At 71.4% G+C, this 17,762-nt stretch carries 16 protein-coding genes and 1 riboswitch; of the genes, 10 read left to right on the top strand and 6 right to left on the bottom strand.

What is annotated here, in order from left to right:
- Positions 1-66: 66 nt before the first annotated feature.
- Positions 67-537: a M23 family metallopeptidase gene (locus AB0D31_RS33510; protein WP_362730330.1), complete on the bottom strand. Its 471-nt coding sequence runs from the start codon at positions 535-537 to the stop codon at positions 67-69.
- A gap of 290 nt (positions 538-827) precedes the next feature.
- On the opposite strand from AB0D31_RS33510, the gene rpsB reads away from it, so the two are divergent.
- The 9 genes from rpsB to AB0D31_RS33465 all read left to right on the top strand — a co-directional run bounded on the left by rpsB (position 828) and on the right by AB0D31_RS33465 (position 10,983).
- Positions 828-1,775 carry a 30S ribosomal protein S2 gene (gene rpsB / locus AB0D31_RS33505; protein WP_362730328.1) on the top strand — a complete coding sequence of 316 codons (948 nt, stop codon included), beginning with the start codon at positions 828-830 and terminating at the stop codon, positions 1,773-1,775.
- Between the two features lie 121 nt (positions 1,776-1,896).
- Positions 1,897-2,733 carry a translation elongation factor Ts gene (gene tsf / locus AB0D31_RS33500; RefSeq protein WP_362730327.1) on the top strand — a complete coding sequence of 279 codons (837 nt, stop codon included), beginning with the start codon at positions 1,897-1,899 and terminating at the stop codon, positions 2,731-2,733.
- Between the two features lie 160 nt (positions 2,734-2,893).
- Positions 2,894-3,682: a UMP kinase gene (gene pyrH, locus AB0D31_RS33495; protein WP_362730324.1), complete on the top strand. Its 789-nt coding sequence runs from the start codon at positions 2,894-2,896 to the stop codon at positions 3,680-3,682.
- A gap of 124 nt (positions 3,683-3,806) precedes the next feature.
- The gene (gene frr / locus AB0D31_RS33490; RefSeq protein ID WP_120727660.1) at positions 3,807-4,364 is read left to right on the top strand and encodes a ribosome recycling factor; all 558 of its coding nucleotides are present in this window, start codon (positions 3,807-3,809) and stop codon (positions 4,362-4,364) included.
- Positions 4,364-5,473, top strand: coding sequence for a phosphatidate cytidylyltransferase (locus tag AB0D31_RS33485; RefSeq protein ID WP_362730321.1), 1,110 nt, complete (start codon positions 4,364-4,366; stop codon positions 5,471-5,473). Before frr ends, AB0D31_RS33485 begins: the two co-directional genes overlap by 1 nt.
- Before the next feature lie 265 nt (positions 5,474-5,738).
- Positions 5,739-6,851, top strand: a complete 1,113-nt coding sequence (gene rlmN / locus AB0D31_RS33480; RefSeq protein WP_362730318.1) for a 23S rRNA (adenine(2503)-C(2))-methyltransferase RlmN — start codon at positions 5,739-5,741, stop codon at positions 6,849-6,851.
- A 100-nt stretch (positions 6,852-6,951) separates the two neighbouring features.
- Positions 6,952-7,072: riboswitch (TPP riboswitch) on the top strand.
- Between the two features lie 82 nt (positions 7,073-7,154).
- Positions 7,155-8,255 (top strand): thiamine ABC transporter substrate-binding protein, encoded by a 1,101-nt coding sequence (locus AB0D31_RS33475; RefSeq protein WP_362730315.1) that lies wholly within the window; start codon positions 7,155-7,157, stop codon positions 8,253-8,255.
- A 92-nt stretch (positions 8,256-8,347) separates the two neighbouring features.
- Complete coding sequence (locus tag AB0D31_RS33470; RefSeq protein ID WP_362730333.1) at positions 8,348-9,961, top strand: iron ABC transporter permease; 1,614 nt, start codon at positions 8,348-8,350, stop codon at positions 9,959-9,961.
- Positions 9,961-10,983 (top strand): ABC transporter ATP-binding protein, encoded by a 1,023-nt coding sequence (locus tag AB0D31_RS33465; protein ID WP_362730313.1) that lies wholly within the window; start codon positions 9,961-9,963, stop codon positions 10,981-10,983. Before AB0D31_RS33470 ends, AB0D31_RS33465 begins: the two co-directional genes overlap by 1 nt.
- 357 nt (positions 10,984-11,340) lie before the next feature.
- On the opposite strand, the gene AB0D31_RS33460 is transcribed toward AB0D31_RS33465, so the two are convergent.
- The 3 genes from AB0D31_RS33460 to AB0D31_RS33450 all read right to left on the bottom strand — a co-directional run bounded on the left by AB0D31_RS33460 (position 11,341) and on the right by AB0D31_RS33450 (position 14,578).
- The gene (locus AB0D31_RS33460) at positions 11,341-12,246 is read right to left on the bottom strand and encodes a hypothetical protein (RefSeq protein WP_362730310.1); all 906 of its coding nucleotides are present in this window, start codon (positions 12,244-12,246) and stop codon (positions 11,341-11,343) included.
- 148 nt (positions 12,247-12,394) lie between these two features.
- The gene (locus tag AB0D31_RS33455) at positions 12,395-13,540 is read right to left on the bottom strand and encodes a Rossmann fold nucleotide-binding protein (protein ID WP_362730307.1); all 1,146 of its coding nucleotides are present in this window, start codon (positions 13,538-13,540) and stop codon (positions 12,395-12,397) included.
- 207 nt (positions 13,541-13,747) lie between these two features.
- Positions 13,748-14,578, bottom strand: a complete 831-nt coding sequence (locus AB0D31_RS33450; protein ID WP_362730304.1) for an AraC family transcriptional regulator — start codon at positions 14,576-14,578, stop codon at positions 13,748-13,750.
- Positions 14,579-14,718: 140 nt separating this feature from the next.
- Here AB0D31_RS33450 and AB0D31_RS33445 point away from each other — a divergent pair, with 140 nt between their 5' ends.
- Positions 14,719-15,675, top strand: a complete 957-nt coding sequence (locus tag AB0D31_RS33445; protein WP_362730301.1) for a DMT family transporter — start codon at positions 14,719-14,721, stop codon at positions 15,673-15,675.
- A 71-nt stretch (positions 15,676-15,746) separates the two neighbouring features.
- On the opposite strand, the gene AB0D31_RS33440 is transcribed toward AB0D31_RS33445, so the two are convergent.
- Entirely contained in the window at positions 15,747-16,904 is a 1,158-nt protein-coding gene (locus AB0D31_RS33440; protein WP_362730299.1) for a hypothetical protein, read from the bottom strand.
- Positions 16,886-17,623: an ATP-binding cassette domain-containing protein gene (locus AB0D31_RS33435; RefSeq protein WP_362730296.1), complete on the bottom strand. Its 738-nt coding sequence runs from the start codon at positions 17,621-17,623 to the stop codon at positions 16,886-16,888. The genes AB0D31_RS33440 and AB0D31_RS33435 overlap by 19 nt, the downstream gene beginning before the upstream one ends.
- Between the last annotated feature and the right edge of the window lie 139 nt (positions 17,624-17,762).

The raw sequence follows: 17,762 nt of genomic DNA, 5'->3' as shown, positions 1-17,762 counted from the left end.
CGCTGTACTTCTCGCGGCCGATCGAGCACGTCGACTACGTCCTGGCCAAGTTCTCCGCCATGGCCCTCACCCCGGCTCAACCACCCCCACCACCGGCAACAGCCGGGACGGCGCGGGCCGGTGCAGAAGAAGGAGGGGGTTCAAGTAGGTGCGGTCTCTCAGGAGGCCCCAGTGGAGGCAGCCCGTCGGGCAGTGGGACGGGGTGTCCGTGGTCGTGGCCACCAGCTGGCCCGGGGTGACCGTGGTGCCCTCGGGCACCAGAGGGCGTACTGGTTCGTAGGTGGTTCTCAGAGGTGGGGACGCCGGGCCGGCCAGGGTGATCGTGAGGACTCCCTGGCCTGCGACCTGGCCCGCGAAGGTGACGTGGCCCGCTGCGGCCGCCCGGACCGGTGTGTCCGGGGGTGCGGCCAGGTCGATGCCGCGGTGGCCGGGTCCGTAGGGCGTGGCGGGCGGGGACCAGGGGTGGACGACGGCGGGCGGGGTCACGGGCCAGGTGGCTGCTGCCGTCAGGGCGAGGAGGAGAAGGGCTCGGTACATGGGTTCAGGGTCCCGCCGAGGGTGCCTGCGGGGGGATCTTGGTCGTGATCTGTGGAGTACTGGGCGGTTGTGGACAGCACCGTCACCCGGCACTGTGCGGGTCCCGTACACTTCTTGTGGCGATCCGGGCGACCGGATCGACTTCGCACGCCCCGCCGGCGGTCTCACCACTATCGCCGGCCGCGCCTCTCGGTCCTCCCCCTCGCGGGTTCAGGGCACGGCGCACCGGGGCGTCAGGCGCGGCAGCCGACCGGCGGCCGCGGTAACCGAGTACCTCAAGGAGTACGGCCATGGCCGTCGTCACGATGCGGGAGCTGCTGGAGAGCGGCGTCCACTTCGGTCACCAGACCCGTCGTTGGAACCCGAAGATGAAGCGCTTTATCTTCACGGAGCGCAACGGCATCTACATCATCGACCTGCTCCAGTCGCTGTCGTACATCGACCGCGCCTACGAGTTCGTCAAGGAGACCGTCGCGCACGGCGGCTCCATCATGTTCGTCGGCACCAAGAAGCAGGCGCAGGAAGCGATCGCCGAGCAGGCGACGCGCGTGGGCATGCCCTACGTCAACCAGCGCTGGCTCGGCGGCATGCTGACCAACTTCTCCACCGTCTACAAGCGTCTGCAGCGCCTCAAGGAGCTCGAGCAGATCGACTTCGAGGACGTCGCGGCCTCGGGTCTCACCAAGAAGGAGCTCCTGGTCCTCTCGCGCGAGAAGGCCAAGCTGGAGAAGACCCTCGGTGGTATCCGCGAGATGTCGAAGGTTCCCAGCGCCGTCTGGATCGTCGACACCAAGAAGGAGCACATCGCCGTCGGTGAGGCGCGCAAGCTCCACATCCCGGTCGTGGCGATCCTCGACACGAACTGCGACCCCGACGAGGTCGACTACAAGATCCCGGGCAACGACGACGCGATCCGTTCCGTCACCCTGCTCACCCGCGTGATCGCCGACGCCGTCGCCGAGGGCCTCATCGCCCGCTCCGGCCAGGCCACGGGCGACTCGAAGCCGGGCGAGAAGGCGGCCGGCGAGCCGCTCGCCGAGTGGGAGCGCGACCTGCTCGAGGGTGACAAGAAGGCTGACTCCGAGGAGTCCGCCGAGGCCCCCGCCGCCGACGCCGCTCCGGCCGCCGAGGCCGAGAAGCCGGTCGAGGCCGCTGCCGAGGCTCCCGCCGCGGAGGCCGCCGAGGCTCCGGCCGCCGAGGCCACCGAGGCTCCGGCCACGGACGCCGAGCAGGCCTGACCCTTCACCGGGACCCACAGGTTCGGTAGTTGACGGCGGGGGCCACAAGCCCCCGCCGTCGACCCGTAGCCCCGCAGATCTTCGTAGATCTTTCTAGACTCCGAGAGAGAAACACAGACTCATGGCGAACTACACCGCCGCTGACGTCAAGAAGCTCCGTGAGCTCACCGGCGCCGGCATGATGGACTGCAAGAAGGCCCTGGACGAGGCCGACGGCAACGTCGACAAGGCCGTCGAGGCCCTGCGCATCAAGGGTCAGAAGGGCGTCGCCAAGCGCGAAGGCCGTTCTGCCGAGAACGGCGCCGTCGTCTCCCTCATCGCCGACGACAAGCACTCCGGTGTCCTGGTCGAGCTGAAGTGCGAGACGGACTTCGTCGCCAAGGGTGACAAGTTCCAGGCCGTCGCCACGAAGCTGGCCGAGCACGTCGCCGCCACCTCGCCGGCCGACCTGGCCGCGCTGCTCGCCTCCGAGATCGAGGCCGGCAAGACGGTTCAGGCGTTCGTCGACGAGGCCAACGCCAACCTCGGCGAGAAGATCGTCCTGGACCGCTTTGCGCAGTTCTCCGACGGCTTCGTCTCCGCGTACATGCACCGCACGATGCCCGACCTGCCCCCGCAGATCGGTGTTCTGGTCGAGCTCGACAAGGACAACGCCGAGATCGCCAAGGGCATCGCGCAGCACATCGCCGCCTTCGCGCCGAAGTACCTCACCCGTGAGGACGTTCCGGCCGAGGTCGTCGAGACCGAGCGTCGTGTCGCCGAGGAGACCACCCGCGCCGAGGGCAAGCCCGAGGCCGCGCTCCCGAAGATCGTCGAGGGTCGCGTCAACGGCTTCTTCAAGGACGCCACGCTCCTTGGCCAGCCGTACGCGCTGGACAACAAGAAGTCCGTCGAGCAGGTTCTGAAGGAGGCCGGTGTCACCCTGAAGCGCTTCTCGCGCATCAAGGTCGGCATCTGAGTCTGTTCAGCGTTCGACACTAGACCCCGCTAGGGTCTGAGGCAGTCGTCGGCCGCACACGCGACGGACGACCGCAGATCTGACGAGGAGGCCATTGCCGCTAGGGACTACGAGTACCCACCGGCAATGGCCTTCTTCGTATGTGCACGAGGAGATCTCCATGAATCAGGGCGCGGACACCCCCAAGGCCGATCACTCGGCGGACCACAAGCCCGACGACGGCAAGGTGGCCGGGCGCTTCATGCTGAAGCTTTCCGGCGAGGCGTTCGCCGGCGGCGGGGCGCTCGGTGTCGACCCCGACGTCGTGCACAACATCGCCCGCGAGATCGCCGCCGTCGTCCGCGACGGCGCACAGATCGCCGTCGTCATCGGCGGCGGCAACTTCTTCCGTGGCGCCGAGCTCCAGCAGCGCGGCATGGACCGGGCCCGCTCGGACTACATGGGCATGCTCGGAACGGTCATGAACTGCCTCGCCCTCCAGGACTTCCTGGAGAAGGAAGGCATCGACTCGCGCGTCCAGACTGCCATCACCATGGGCCAGGTCGCCGAGCCGTACATCCCGCTGCGGGCCGTACGCCACCTGGAGAAGGGCCGCGTCGTCATCTTCGGCGCCGGCATGGGCATGCCGTACTTCTCCACGGACACCACCGCCGCACAGCGCGCCCTGGAGATCGACGCCGAGGCCATGCTGATGGGCAAGAACGGGGTGGACGGCGTCTACGACTCCGACCCCCGCATCAACCCCGACGCGGTGAAGTTCGACGCCCTCGAGTACGGCGAGGTCATCACCCGCGACCTGAAGGTCGCCGACATGACCGCGATCACCCTGTGCCGCGACAACAACCTTCCGATCCTCGTCTTCGAGCTCCTGTCGGCCGGAAACATCGCGCGCGCCGTCAAGGGTGAGAAGATCGGCACGCTCGTGAGCGACCGGGGCACCCGGGCCTGACCGGGGGATGGACAATCCCCTGCCGGTCGGACACCGTGCAGGGAAAGACGCTGGTTATCCAGGGTCCAGGGCCTCAGGACGCACTGAGAGCTCCCGGCCCACCCAAGACATGCAGGAGCAAGTGGTGATCGAAGAAACCCTCCTCGAGGCCGAGGAGAAGATGGAGAAGGCCGTCGTGGTGGCCAAGGAGGACTTCGCCGCGATCCGCACCGGGCGTGCGCACCCGGCGATGTTCAACAAGATCGTCGCGGACTACTACGGTGCGCTGACGCCGATCAACCAGCTCGCCTCGTTCTCCGTGCCGGAGCCGCGCATGGCGGTCGTGACCCCGTTCGACAAGAGCGCGCTGCGCAACATCGAGCAGGCCATCCGCGACTCCGACCTGGGCGTCAACCCCAGCAACGACGGCAGCATCATCCGCGTGAACTTCCCGGAGCTGACCGAGGAGCGCCGCAAGGACTACATCAAGGTCGCGCGCACCAAGGCCGAGGACTCCAAGGTGTCGATCCGCGCCGTGCGCCGCAAGGCCAAGGATGCCCTCGACAAGCTCGTCAAGGACAAGGAGTCCGGCGAGGACGAGGTCCGCCGTGCGGAGAAGGAGCTCGACGACACCACCGCCAAGTACGTGGCGCAGGTCGACGAGCTGCTCAAGCACAAGGAAGCCGAGCTGCTAGAGGTCTGATGAACGACTCTTCCTGGGGGGCTCCGCCGAGACCCGAGTACTGGGGAACCCCCGAGGGGCCTTCCCAGGGGGCGTTCCCGGCGGGGCCTGCATACGATGCGTATGACGCCCCGCCCGTGTCGCGGACCCAGCAGATGCCCGTCGTGCCCGACGCGGGCGCGTACGGCGAAGACCGCGACGAACGTGACCGGGGGACCGCTCTGCCGGGCGGTCCTCTCTTCCGCGACGAGACGCCGCAGGAGCCCATGGCAAGCACCCCGCCCACGCCGCCCGTGCCCGCCCAGCCGGAGAAGAAGCGGGCGGGCCGCGATCTGCGGTCCGCGATAGGGGTCGGCGTCGCCCTGGGCGCGGTGATCATCGCGTCGCTCTTCGTCGTGAAGGCCGTCTTCGTGGGGGTCATCGCGGTCGCCGTCGTCGTCGGCCTGTGGGAGCTGACCAGCCGCCTCGAAGAGCGCAAGCAGATCAAGGCGCCGCTCGTCCCGCTCGCCGTGGGCGGCGCGGCGATGGTCGTCGCCGGATACGTCAGCGGCGCCGAGGGCGCGTGGGTCGCGATGGCGCTCACCGCGCTCGCGGTCCTCGTGTGGCGGATGACCGAGCCGCCCGAGAACTACCTGCGGGACGTCACCGCCGGCGTCTTCGCCGCGTTCTACGTACCGTTCCTCGCCACCTTCGTCGCGATGCTGCTCGCCGCGGACGACGGCCCCTGGCGGGTACTGACCTTCCTGCTTCTGACCGTGGTCAGCGACACGGGCGCGTACGCGATCGGCTGGCGCTTCGGCAAGCACAAGCTCGCGCCGCGCATCAGCCCCGGCAAGACCCGCGAGGGCCTGTTCGGCGCGGTGTCGTTCGCGATGGTGGCGGGCGCGCTGTGCATGCAGTTCCTGATCGACGACGGCACCTGGTGGCAGGGCCTGCTGCTCGGCCTCGCGGTCGCCGCGAGCGCCACCCTCGGCGACCTCGGCGAGTCGATGATCAAGCGTGACCTGGGCATCAAGGACATGGGCACCCTGCTCCCGGGCCACGGCGGCATCATGGACCGCCTGGATTCGCTTCTGCCGACGGCCCCGGTGGTGTGGCTGCTGCTGGTGGTGTTCGTGGGTTCTGGATGACCGGGGCGACCCGGCGTCCTGCGCCACAGCCACACCCGTAGCCACAGCCACATCCGTAGGCGTCCGCCGCCTGCGGTGCTCGTAGGCACGGGCTGAGCGCGGGCCGGTTACCCTGGAAGGGCGCGTTGCTCGCGAGCGACGCGCCCTTTTCGGCCCCGCGGCTGCGGGGTGATCCTGTGAGGTCTCCTGGCTTCGGCACCGTATCGTCGCCTGCTCCGCGCCCAGCGGGGATCGCCGGCCTCGTCGTACTGAGGAGTTACCGCTCATGGCACGCCCCGTCCCGGGAGAACTGACCTTCGCCGCGCCCCGCGGAGCGAAGCTGCCGCCGCGGCACCTCGCCGATCTCTCGCCCGCCGAGCGCAAGGAAGCCGTCGCCGCGATCGGCGAGAAGCCGTTCCGCGCCAAGCAGCTCTCGCAGCACTACTTCGCGCGGTACGCGCACGACCCGGCGGAGTGGACCGACATCCCGCTCGCCGCGCGCGGCCGGCTCCAGGAGGAGCTGCTGCCCGATCTGATGTCCGTCGTGCGGCACATCTCCTGCGACGACGACACCACCCGCAAGACGCTGTGGAAGCTCCACGACGGCACGCTCGTCGAGTCCGTCCTGATGCGCTACCCGGACCGGGTGACGATGTGCATCTCCTCGCAGGCCGGCTGCGGCATGAACTGCCCGTTCTGCGCCACCGGCCAGGCGGGCCTCGACCGCAACCTGTCGACCGCTGAGATCGTGCACCAGATCGTCGACGGTATGCGGGCGCTGCGCGACGGCGAGGTGCCGGGCGGCCCGGCCCGCCTGTCCAACATCGTCTTCATGGGCATGGGCGAGCCGCTCGCCAACTACAAGCGCGTCGTCGGCTCGATCCGCCGCCTGACCGACCCCGAGCCCGACGGCCTCGGCCTCTCCCAGCGCGGCATCACCGTCTCCACCGTGGGCCTGGTCCCCGCCATGCACCGCTTCGCCGACGAGGGCTTCAAGTGCCGGCTCGCGGTGAGCCTGCACGCCCCCGACGACGAGCTGCGCGACACCCTCGTCCCGGTCAACACCCGCTGGAAGGTCCGCGAGGTCCTCGACGCGGCGTGGGAGTACGCCGAGAAGTCCGGGCGCCGCATCTCCATCGAGTACGCCCTCATCCGTGACATCAACGACCAGGCCTGGCGCGGTGACCTGCTCGGCCGCCTCCTCAAGGGCAAGCGCGTGCACGTCAACCTCATCCCGCTCAACCCGACGCCGGGCTCCAAGTGGACGGCCTCGCGGCCCGAGGACGAGAAGGCGTTCGTCGAGGCCATCGCGGCCCACGGCGTGCCCGTCACCGTCCGCGACACCCGGGGCCAGGAGATCGACGGGGCCTGCGGTCAGCTGGCGGCGTCCGAGCGGTAACCGGCGTCCAACCCCGTGCTCCGGTCCGGGCGGGCGTCCGAACCGCGAAACGGCCCGGGGCCCGTCACAGGCCCCGTGTAACCTGGCTGGAAACATCTGCATATTCCGACAGGGGAGCGCCACAGCGCTGAGAGTGCGGTACCCATGCATGGGATACGGACCGCAGACCCTCTGAACCTTGCCCCGGTCATTCGGGGTAGGAAGTTCGGCGATTACTCAAGCTGTTGCGCCCTGCCCGCACGACCCCGCGTCGTGCGGGCAGGGCCGCGTCTCTTCCTGGTCATCTCCAGGAGGAATGAAGAAATGCGCAGTATCAAGAGGCTCGCGGCCGGCGCGCTCGCCGCCGCCCTCGGGGTCGCCACGCTCGCGGCCTGCGGCGGCTCGGACGGCAAGAAGGCGTCCGGCACGGCCAGTGGATCCGGCTCCAAGACCGTCACGCTCGTCAGCCACGACTCGTTCGCCGCCTCCGACGCGGTGCTCAAGGCGTTCACCTCCCAGACCGGGTACACCGTCAAGGTGCTCAAGAGCGGCGACGCCGGAGCCGCCCTCAACCAGGAGATCCTCACCAAGGGCTCCCCGCGCGGCGACGTCTTCTTCGGCGTCGACAACACCCTGCTCTCGCGCGCCCTCGACAACGGCATCTTCACGCCGTACGAGGCCAAGGGCCTGGACCGGGTGCCCGCCGAGGACCAGCTCGACCAGGCCAAGCACCGGGTCACCCCCATCGACACCGGCGACATCTGCGTCAATTACGACAAGAAGTACTTCACGGACAAGAAGCTCAGCCCGCCGCAGTCCTTCGACGACCTGATCAAGCCCGAGTACAGGGATCTGCTCGTCACGGAGAACGTGGCGACGTCGTCGCCCGGGCTCGGCTTCATGCTCGGCTCCGTGGCCAAGTACGGCGACTCGGGCTGGCAGGACTACTGGAAGAAGCTGAAGGCCAACGGCGTCAAGGTCGACGACGGCTGGGAACAGGCCTACAACACGGACTTCTCCGGCTCGGCCGGCGGCAAGAAGGCCAAGGGCGACCGGCCGCTCGTCGTCTCCTACGCCTCCAGCCCGCCCGCCGAAGTGATCTACGCCGACCCCAAGCCCACCGAGGCCCCCACCGGCGTCGCCACCGGCACCTGCTTCCGCCAGACCGAGTTCGCGGGCCTGCTCAAGGGAGCGAAGAACGAAGCCGGCGGCAAGGCGCTCCTCGACTTCCTGATCTCCAAGAAGTTCCAGGAGGACATGCCGCTCCAGATGTTCGTGGACCCGGTCGCCAAGGACGCTGCGGTCCCCGCCGAGTTCACCAAGTTCGGCGCGAAGATCACCAACTCGGCGACCGTCGCCCCCGACACGATCGCCAAGAACCGTGACCAGTGGGTCAAGACATGGTCCTCGCTCGTCCTGAAGTAGAGCGCCCGCCGGGCCGGCCGCCCCGCACCCCGGGGCGGCCGGACACGGCGCGGCAGGGCGCGCCGCGCCGCACCGCCGTGCGGTTCGGCCTCATGGCGCTGCCGCTGGTGTTCTTCGCCGTGTTCTTCGCCTGGCCCGTCGCCGCCATCGTCGGCCGCGGGCTCAAGACGGACGGCGCCTGGCAGTTCGGCCGGATCAGCGAGGTCCTCGGCGACCCGGACATCACCCACGTCCTGTGGTTCACCACCTGGCAGGCCCTCGCCTCCACCGCGCTCACCCTCCTGATCGCGCTGCCCGGCGCCTACGTGTTCGCGCGCCTCGACTTCCCCGGCAAGCAGCTCCTGCGCGCCGTAGTCACCGTCCCGTTCGTGCTGCCGACCGTCGTCGTCGGCACCGCGTTCCTCGCGCTGCTCGGCCGCGGCGGCCTCCTCGACCAGCTGTGGGGGGTGCGCCTGGACACCACGGTGTGGGCGATCCTGCTCGCACACGTCTTCTTCAACTACGCGGTCGTCGTGCGCACCGTCGGCGGCCTGTGGTCGCAGCTCGACCCCCGCCAGGAGGAAGCCGCCCGTGTGCTCGGCGCCTCCCGGTTCGCGGCGTGGCGCACGGTCACGCTCCCTGCGCTCGGCCCCGCCGTCGCCGCCGCCGCGCTCATGGTCTTCCTCTTCACCTTCACCTCCTTCGGCGTTGTCCAGATCCTCGGCGGCCCCACCTTCTCCACCCTCGAAGTGGAGATCTACCGCCAGACCGCCGAACTCCTCGACCTCCCCACCGCGGCCGTCCTCACCCTCGTGCAGTTCGCCGCGGTCGGCGCGATCCTCGCCGTGCACGCCTGGACGGTGCGCCGCCGTGAGAGCGCCCTGAAGCTGGTGGACCCGGCCCACACGGCCCGCCCCCCGCGCGGCGCCGCCCAACGGACCCTGCTCGCCTCGGTCCTCGCGGTCGTCGCGCTGCTGATCCTGCTGCCCGTCGGCGTCCTGATCCAGCGCTCCCTCGACACCCCCGACGGCTACGGACTCGGTTACTACCGGGCGCTCCAGAACGCCGGGAACAACGGCAGCTTCCTCGTGCCGCCCATCGAGGCGATCGGGAACTCGCTCCAGTACGCCCTCGCCGCCACCGCGATCGCGCTGGTCATCGGCGGGCTCGCGGCCGCCGCCCTGGCCCGGCGCGGCACCGGCCGCCTCATGCGCGGCTTCGACGCGCTGCTCATGCTGCCGCTCGGCGTCTCCGCCGTGACCGTCGGCTTCGGCTTCCTGATCACCCTCGACGAGCCCCCGCTCGACCTCAGGACCTCCTGGATCCTGGTGCCGCTCGCCCAGGCCCTGGTGGGCACGCCCTTCGTCGTACGGATCATGCTGCCCGTGCTGCGCGCGGTCGACGGACGCCTGCGCGAGGCGGCGGCCGTGCTCGGCGCGTCCCCGCTGCGGGTCTGGCGCGAGGTGGACCTGCCGCTGGTACGCCGGGCGGTCCTGGTCGCGGCGGGCTTCGCGTTCGCGGTCTCGCTCGGCGAGTTCGGCGCGACCGTCTTCATCGCCCGGCCCGACCACCCGACCCTGCCGGTCGCCGTGGCCCGCCTCCTCGGCCGGGCCGGCGACCTCAACTACGGCCAGGCGATGGCCCTCAGCACGATTCTGATGGTGGTGTGCGCGGTGTCGCTGCTCGTCCTCGAACGCATCCGGACCGACCGGAGCGGGGAGTTCTGATGCTCAAGCTCGACCAAGTGACCGTACGGTTCGGACAGCGGGCCGCGCTCGACGCGGTCGACCTGGAGGTCGCCGAACACGAGACGGTGTGCGTGCTCGGGCCCAGCGGCAGCGGCAAGTCGACGCTGCTGCGGGTCGTCGCGGGCCTCCAGCACCCAGACGGCGGGCGGGTGTTGCTCGGCGGCGCCGACCAGGCCGGGGTGCCCGTGCACAAGCGCGGGCTCGGCCTGATGTTCCAGGACCATCAGCTCTTCCCCCAGCGCGACGTCGCCGGGAACGTGGCGTTCGGGCTCCGCATGCGGGGCGCCCCGCGGGCCGAACAGGCCCGCAGGGTTCAGGAGTTGCTCGACCTGGTCGGGTTGCCCGGCGCGGGCAGGCGGGCCGTCGCCGCGCTCTCCGGCGGCGAGCAGCAACGCGTCGCCCTCGCCCGCGCCCTGGCGCCCTCGCCCCGCCTCCTCATGCTCGACGAGCCGCTGGGCCAGCTCGACCGCACCCTGCGCGAACGCCTCGTTCTCGAACTGCGCTCCCTGTTCGGCCAGTTGGGCACGACGGTGCTCGCCGTCACCCACGACCAGGGCGAGGCGTTCGCCCTGGCCGACCGGGTCGTGGTGATGCGCGACGGCCACATCGCGCAGACCGGCACGCCCCTCGACGTCTGGCAGCGCCCCGCATCGGAGTTCGTGGCCCGCTTCCTCGGCTTCGAGAACGTGGTGCCGGCGACGGTGGCGGGGGAGGCCGCCGACACCCCCTGGGGCAAGGTCCCGGTGCCGCCCGGCTCCTTGCAGGGCGAGGTACGCCTGCTGCTGCGCCCCGGCGCGATTCGGCTGGTCCCCGCGAGGGAGGGCCTGTCCTGCGAGGTGGCCTCGCGCACGTTCCGAGGCAACCGGGTCACCCTCCAACTACGCCCGGCGACGGGGCCGTTGCTGGAAACGGAGTGCGAGCCGGGCGGGGCGCCGGAGGTGGGCGAGCCGGTGGGGGTCGCCTTCGCGGCGGGCGCAGCGGTGGTCCTGGAGCAGTCCTAGCTTCGCGCGGCGCCCCGCGCCCCCGGGGTGGGCTGTCCTTGGCCGGGTGGCCAGCACGGGCATCCTCGGCCTGTCCGGTGTTTGAGGGTGAGTGCCTTGCGGGCGCGATCGGGGTCTGGGGCGGATGCCCTGGGGCCCGGCCTTAGGCGTGTGGGCGCCCTCGCCACGCGCCGCCGGGCGGCTCGTCGCCTCGGTCGGGGTCGACCTGCGCTTCACCCATGCCGACCAGCCAGGCCGAGCCGTACCTCACCGCGCCGGCCGAGGACCGACCCCGCCACCAGCGGGTCGCCGGGGCCCGGCTGCTGCGCGCCGTCGGGGCGCACGCCGAGGTCCGACCGGGCGGCGGCCGGCCGCGTGCTATCCCACCTCCGCCAGCGTGTCGCGCCGGGCCGGCTCCTCGGCGGTGTCGGGGGAGCCGAACCACGCGACCGCCACCGCCCCGCCCACCGCGAGGACGAAGCCGAGCACGGCCATCCACGCCAGTCCCGCGCGCGACGCGTCGCCCAGCCACACCACCCCGATCGCCCCCGGCAGTACCGTCTCGCCCACCACCAGCGCCGCCGTCGCCCCGTTGACCGAGCCGATCTGGAGCGCCACCGTGTGCAGGTACATCCCGCCGATGCCGGCCACGAGGATCGCGTACAGCGCCGGGTCGCCGAGCAGTGCGCCGGCGTCGAAGGGATCCACGCCGTTCAGGATGCGTACGCCCACCCCGAGCGCCCCGAAGCCGAGCCCCGACAGGAGCCCCGCGAGGATCGCGGCGCGCGCGCCGAGGAGGCGTACGACCACCGTGCCCCCGGCCATGAGGAGGAGCGCGACCGCGAGCAGCCACCAGTGCGTCGCCACCGCGGTGTGCCCGCTGCCCTCATGGCCCGCAGCCGAGGCGAGCAGCACCAGGGCCGAGCAGACCACACCGATCGACGTCCACTCCGCGCGGCTCAGCCGGATGCCGAGGAGCTTGACGCTGAGCACCGCCGTAATCACCAGGTTCGCGCTGATCACCGTCTGGGAGAGGAAGAGCGGGAGCAGCCGGGCCGCCAGCGCGCCGAGCCCGAACCCGACGAAGTCGAGGACCGTGCCGACGATGAACTCCCAGGTCATCGCGGCCTTCGCAGTCGAGGAGAGGCTCGGCCCGCCGTGCTGGGTGCGGTCGCCGTCGGCCGCGTCGCGCCGGGCGGACTTGCGGGACCCGACGGCTTGCAGGACCGAGCCCGTGCCGTAACAGACCGAGGCGGCGATGGCGGTCAGCAGACCGAGCAGCACGGGCGACTCCGTTCATGGCGGGGGCAACCGGTTCACCCCACTCCGCTTTACCAGACGTTTGCCGTTCGTTGGGAGTTGCCTGGTGCCCGGCACTTTCTGCCCTGCCCTGCCCTGTCCTCTGCCCCGCCCTGCCCGGCCCGGAGCTCCCTCAGCCCTCGGCGGACATGCGGGCCAGTGCGTCGGGCGCCTCGGACACGGAGTCGACGAGGGCGATCCGGGCCGCCATCGGACGGTCCTTCGCCAGCGCCTGGAGCAGTGGCCACGTCGGCAGCTCCTCCGTCCAGTGCGCACGGTCGACCAGCACCATCGGCGTCGGCGTGCCCCGCGACTCGTAGAAGTTCGGCGTCGCGTTGTCGAAGATCTCCTGTACGGTGCCGGCCGCGCCCGGTAGGAAGACGACCCCCGCGTTGGAGCGGGCGAGCAGGCCGTCCTCGCGGGTGGCGTTGGCGAAGTACTTGGCGATGGCGCCCGCGAAGGCGTTCGGCGGCTCATGGCCGTAGAACCAGGTGGGAATGCCGACGGAGGTTCCGCCGCGCGGCCACTTCGTGCGCACCTCGAAGGCGGCGCGTGCCCACGCGGACACGGACGGCCTGAACGAGGGCTCCGCGGCGAGGAGTTGGAGGGCCGCGTCCAGCATGGCGTCCTCGAAGGGTGCGGCGTACGCGCCCAGATTCGCGGCCTCCATGGCGCCCGGACCACCGCCCGTCGCCACGGTGAACCCGGCGCGGGCCAGGGTGCGTCCGAGCACCGCCGCGCCCTGGTACTCGCTTGTGCCGCGGGCCATCGCGTGGCCGCCCATCACGCCCACCACCCGCGCGCCGACGAGGAGTTCGTCGAGCGCGTCGGAGATCGCGTCGTCGTGGATGGAGCGCAGCATCGAGGAGAAGATGTCGCCGTCGGCCTTGGTCCGCTGGAACCAGGCGTACGACAGGGCGTCCGGGGTGTTCTCGTAGCCGGACGCGAGGCCCTCGAAGAGCTCGGCGGGGGAGTAGAGCGCGCCCCGGTACGGGTCGAAGGGGAGGTGCGGCACCGGCGGGAAGACCAGCGCGCCGTCGGCCCGGACCTTGGCGGCGGCGTCCGGTTCCATCGCGCAGCCGAGGAAGACGGCGGTCGCGGTGTCGGTAGCGAGCAGCGTACGCGTACGGGCCGTCAGGTCCACGGACTGCACACGGAACCCGGCGAGGCTGCCGCGTGCGGTGGCCGCGTCGAACTCGGCGAGCGACTCGATCTCGGCGTCGCCACCGGTGGCGCGTGCGCCGGCAGCGGGGAGGGGTGTCTCTTCTGTGTCCGGCACGGCGCCATGCTAGGCGGTGCGTGCGGGGGCCTTGAGCGCGGGTCGGGGGGAATGGGGAATCCGCGCGTAGCCTTGCGTCCCCGCTTCCCTGCGGCTCCCTGGCTCTCTGACTCCCTGGCTCCGCGGCTGCCCTGCGCTCCCGTGTCTCGGCCCCGCCGCCCTGCGCCCCTACGGCAGTGGGCCGGCGCCAACCGGAACCCCGCTCGATCACAGCACAGCGCGTTGAAAGATCCCCGGAGTCACCCCGTAGCTGCGCTTGAACCAGCGATTGAAGTGCGCTTGGTCGGAGAATCCGGCGGACACCGCCGCATCCGCCGACGGCACGCCACCGGCCAGCAACGCACGCGCCCGCCGCAGCTTCAGCATGCGCTGGTAGTCACTCGGTGGCATCCCGTACTCCTGCCGGAAGGCGCGGTAGAGGGCGAAGCGGCTGCAGCCCGCAGCGGCGGCCAGGTCGTGTGCCGAGATCGGTTCGGCAAACGCCTCACTCAGCAACGCGCGGGCCCGGCGGGCCGCCCGACGCTGCGCCTGACCTGTCAGCAGCCTCCTGCGAGGAGCCTGCGTGGCACCGCGTTCCGCCATCGCGAGAACGGCCGCGGTCAGCAGCTCTTCCCTCACCAGAGGACCGGAGCGGTCGGCCAGGGCGGCGTGCAGGCGTGTCAGAGCCCCGGTGAGTACGGGGTCGGTCAGAACCGGCTTCATGAAGAGAGGCATTGCGCCGGTGCGCCCGTCGGAGACATCGGCGAGTATCTCGCAGACGACCGAGGGACCGATGTGCACGATGCGGTAGCGGTACCCCAACTCGGCCGCGGCACGGCCGTCGTGCACCTCATCGGGATTGAACGCCATCACCATCCCGGCACCGCTGGTGTGGTCGGCTCCACGGCAGCGGAAGCTCTGCGCACCGGCGTCAGTGACACCGAAGGAGTACGCGTCGTGACTGTGCAGGGCGTAGACGTGATCGAGGAAGTGCGCCCGCATGGCCTCCAGCGGACGGCTCCCGTCCCTCCAGTACTCGACCCAACTCGCCTTCGTCATGGGCCCATTCTGGCCTGGCCCCGCCTTGGCCTGGCTCCGTCGGCCCCGCCTGGCTCCGCCGGCCCCGCCTCGTCCCGCCCGGCCCCGCCTGCGCACCAGCGTTCAAGCCGGGCCGGCCCCTTCCTGGAACAGTCCACGCCATGGAGAGAGCGAAGGGCTTCCGTAATCCGTACCTGCACCTGCTGGTGACCATGGTCCTCTGGGGAAGCGCCTTCTCCAGCTCGAAAGCAGTCGTGGAGCACGTTCCGCCCTCCGTGGGCGCCCTCTTCCGCTTCGGCGGCGGGGCGGTCGCCCTCCTCCTGGCCCTGTGGATGTTCGCCGACCGCACCACACCCGTGCCGGGGCCGGCCAAGTGGCGCGCGGCGTCCGCGGGTGTCATCGGAGTCTTCGCCTACAACGGTTTCTTCTTCTGGGGCCTGTCACTGGCACCGTCCCTGGACGCCGGCATCCTCATTCCCGTCATGAGCCCGGTGCTGACCAGTGCGTACCTGCTCATGACCGGCAAGGAACGGGCGGGGTGGGCGCGCGTGACGGGCCTCGCGCTCGGGCTCACCGGAGCCGCGGTCTTCCTCGTGGGTGCAGGAGACGGCACCCACGGCGGAGTCTCCCGGCTCTGGGGTGACGCCCTGTTCCTCGCCGCCGCCGTGTGCTGGGCGGCCTACACCCTGCTGGGCAAGCGGGTCCTGGCGGGCATCGAGCCGCTGCGCGCCACCACGTACGCGACGTGTGCGGGCGCCGTCCTGCTGGCCGTGCTCGGCGCTCCGGACCTCGGCCGGGTCCAGTGGAGCGCGCTCCCCTCCAGCGTCTGGTGGAACACCGGCTACCTCGCCGTCGGCGCCGCCGCGGTCGCCAACCTGCTCTACTACCGCGGGGTGGGTTCTGTAGGGCCCGCGAACGCGTCCTTGATGATGTTCACCGTGCCGGTCGTGAACACCCTGTGCGCCACGCTCGTCCTTGGCGAGTCGTTCGGCCGGTTGCAGGCCACGGGCGCCCTGGTCCTCCTCGCCGGCGCCGCACTCGCCGTTACCCAGGGAAGGATGCCGGGGCGCAGGACGGTCGGCGCCCGGCCTTCTCTCTGTCCTCCCCGCGCTCCGTGACCGCGCGGTACGGGTGCCGGCCCGCACGTACTTCCTCGGCCCGCTGGCGCAGCGGCAACCTCCTCGGCCCGCTAGCGCAGCGGCAACGCCGCGACCTCCGCGATCGTCACCGTCAGGGGGACGAAGACCGCCAGCAGGGCCAGGGCGCGCAGAGCGGCCGCCGTCCTCAGGGTCGCGGCCGGGGTGCCCAGGGACACGAGCGCCGCCGTGGTGTGGGAGCGGGCGTGACGGGATTCCAGGATCGCGGTCAGCAGCGTCGCCACCGTGCAGCTCATCACCAGGCCCGCGCCCAGCCCTGTGAGCGGGCCGAACGGGTGCGCGCCCGCCTGGTCGCCGTAGAGAGCCGCCGCCGCGATCGCCGCCGACGCGACCGCGCTCACCACGCCCAGGGGGCGTCCGATGCGGCGGGCCTCCGCCATCAGGACCCGGCCCGCAAGCAGGCGGGCGGCGCCCGGGCGGGCCAGTTGCAGCAGCCGCCCGCTGAAGTGCGCGAGCGCGGGGCCCGCGAGGGCCAGGCCGAGCGCGGTCAGCGCCCAGCCGCCGAGCAGTCCGGCCGGGCTGCCGTCGGGATGGCCCGGCATCGGGAACGCGGAACCCGACGTGCCACGGCTCACGTACGTCTCCACCGCGAGGCCCACCGCGACGAGCGCGCAGCCCCACGGCAGCCCACCCGGCGTGGGCCCGGGCTCCTCGGGGTGCACCGGGTCGCTCTGGTCGACGGGGCGGGCCGAGCGCGGGCGCAGCGCGAGGCCGGCCGCCACCGACGCCGTCACCGGCAGCACCGCGAGCAGGGTCAGCGCGGCCGCCAGCGGCATCGGCTGGTCCGCGGCGAGCAGACCCGCGGCGGCGCCGTCGAAGGGGAGCCCGGTGATGTCGCCGCGCAGATGGAGGTAGACCAGGAGCGCCACCACCGAGCCGAGCGTGCAGGTGACCGCCGTGGAAGCGGCGGCGATCGCGGCGAGACGGGCCGGGCCGAGACCCACCGCGGAGAGCCCGGGGCGCGGCCGTGTGCTGGGATCGGTGCGGGCCACCGCGACCGCGAAGTGCACCGTCGCGGCCAGGGGGACGGCGCACCACAGCAGGCGCAGGACCGAAGCGCCGGGATGACCGACGGCGTGGCCGAGCGTGCACAGCAGGAGGAAGCCGACCCCGGCCGACGCCGCCGACACCAGCAGACGGCGCAGCAGGACCAGCGGGTGGGTACCGCGGGCTAGACGGAGAGCGAGCACGCGGCGATACCCTCCGTATCCGAACGGCCGTTGTCCCCACGGGAGTTGACCCGACGCCCGTCGATGAGGACCACCGTGCGGTCGGCCAGCTCCGCCACCTCCGTGTCGTGGGTGGCGATGAGCGTGGTGATGTGGTGCGAGCGGGCCGCGGTCAGCAGGGTGCGCAGGACCTGCGCCCCGTCGCCGCGGTGCAGCGTCGCCGTCGGCTCGTCCGCGAACAGCACGGCGGGCTCGGTGACCAGGGCCCGGGCGATCGCGACGCGCTGGCGCTCGCTCTGGAGCAGGGCGTACGGCCGTTTCTTCGCGCAGGTGTCGATGTCGAGGCGTTCCAGCCACTCCAGGGCGGTCTTCTTCGCGGCGCGCTGTGCGACCCCGCGCAGGAGCAGCGGCAGCGCGGCGTTCTCCCACGCGCTCAGCTCGGGGACCAGGGTGGGCTCGGGGTCGATCCACGCGAACCGGTCGCGGCGCAGCCGCTCACGGGCCACGGCGCCCAGGGTGTGGACGGGCACACTGGTGAACCAGACCTCGCCCTCGTCCGGTACGAGGGTGCCCGAGAGACAGCGCAGCAGGGTCGTCTTGCCGCAGCCGCGCGGACCGCCCACGGCGAGGATCTCGCCCTCGCGGACCCCCACGCCGACCCCGGTCAGGGCGGGCGAGCCGTGGTGGGAATGGGTCAGGGAACGCGCCCACAGCACATCGTTGTCCGGCGGAGCCACCATGGTGCACACCTCGGTTCAGATCAGATTTCCTGCTCCCCGTACGGGGGAACGAAGGCAGGGCCGATCGGTCACTGGCACGCTAAGCAGTGGGCTGCGGCTCTCCCCACAGCACGCGGCCCGGCCGCGCCCATCTCACTCG

It is taken from the genome of Streptomyces sp. NPDC048361 (assembly GCF_040651795.1).
Taxonomy (GTDB): Bacteria; Actinomycetota; Actinomycetes; order Streptomycetales; family Streptomycetaceae; genus Streptomyces.
The sequence above is the reverse complement of the archived record's forward strand: the minus strand, read 5'-3'. Positions and strand labels throughout refer to the sequence as shown.

Excerpts from the sequence above, each read along its gene's own strand:
- AB0D31_RS33510 (WP_362730330.1), bottom strand. The coding sequence starts at position 537 with ATGTACCGAGCCCTTCTCCTCCTCGCCCTGACGGCAGCAGCCACCTGG.
- rpsB (WP_362730328.1), top strand. The coding sequence starts at position 828 with ATGGCCGTCGTCACGATGCGGGAGCTGCTGGAGAGCGGCGTCCACTTC.
- tsf (WP_362730327.1), top strand. The coding sequence starts at position 1,897 with ATGGCGAACTACACCGCCGCTGACGTCAAGAAGCTCCGTGAGCTCACC.
- pyrH (WP_362730324.1), top strand. The coding sequence starts at position 2,894 with ATGAATCAGGGCGCGGACACCCCCAAGGCCGATCACTCGGCGGACCAC.
- AB0D31_RS33485 (WP_362730321.1), top strand. The coding sequence starts at position 4,364 with ATGAACGACTCTTCCTGGGGGGCTCCGCCGAGACCCGAGTACTGGGGA.
- rlmN (WP_362730318.1), top strand. The coding sequence starts at position 5,739 with ATGGCACGCCCCGTCCCGGGAGAACTGACCTTCGCCGCGCCCCGCGGA.
- AB0D31_RS33475 (WP_362730315.1), top strand. The coding sequence starts at position 7,155 with ATGCGCAGTATCAAGAGGCTCGCGGCCGGCGCGCTCGCCGCCGCCCTC.
- AB0D31_RS33470 (WP_362730333.1), top strand. The coding sequence starts at position 8,348 with ATGGCGCTGCCGCTGGTGTTCTTCGCCGTGTTCTTCGCCTGGCCCGTC.
- AB0D31_RS33465 (WP_362730313.1), top strand. The coding sequence starts at position 9,961 with ATGCTCAAGCTCGACCAAGTGACCGTACGGTTCGGACAGCGGGCCGCG.
- AB0D31_RS33450 (WP_362730304.1), bottom strand. The coding sequence starts at position 14,578 with ATGACGAAGGCGAGTTGGGTCGAGTACTGGAGGGACGGGAGCCGTCCG.
- AB0D31_RS33445 (WP_362730301.1), top strand. The coding sequence starts at position 14,719 with ATGGAGAGAGCGAAGGGCTTCCGTAATCCGTACCTGCACCTGCTGGTG.
- AB0D31_RS33435 (WP_362730296.1), bottom strand. The coding sequence starts at position 17,623 with ATGGTGGCTCCGCCGGACAACGATGTGCTGTGGGCGCGTTCCCTGACC.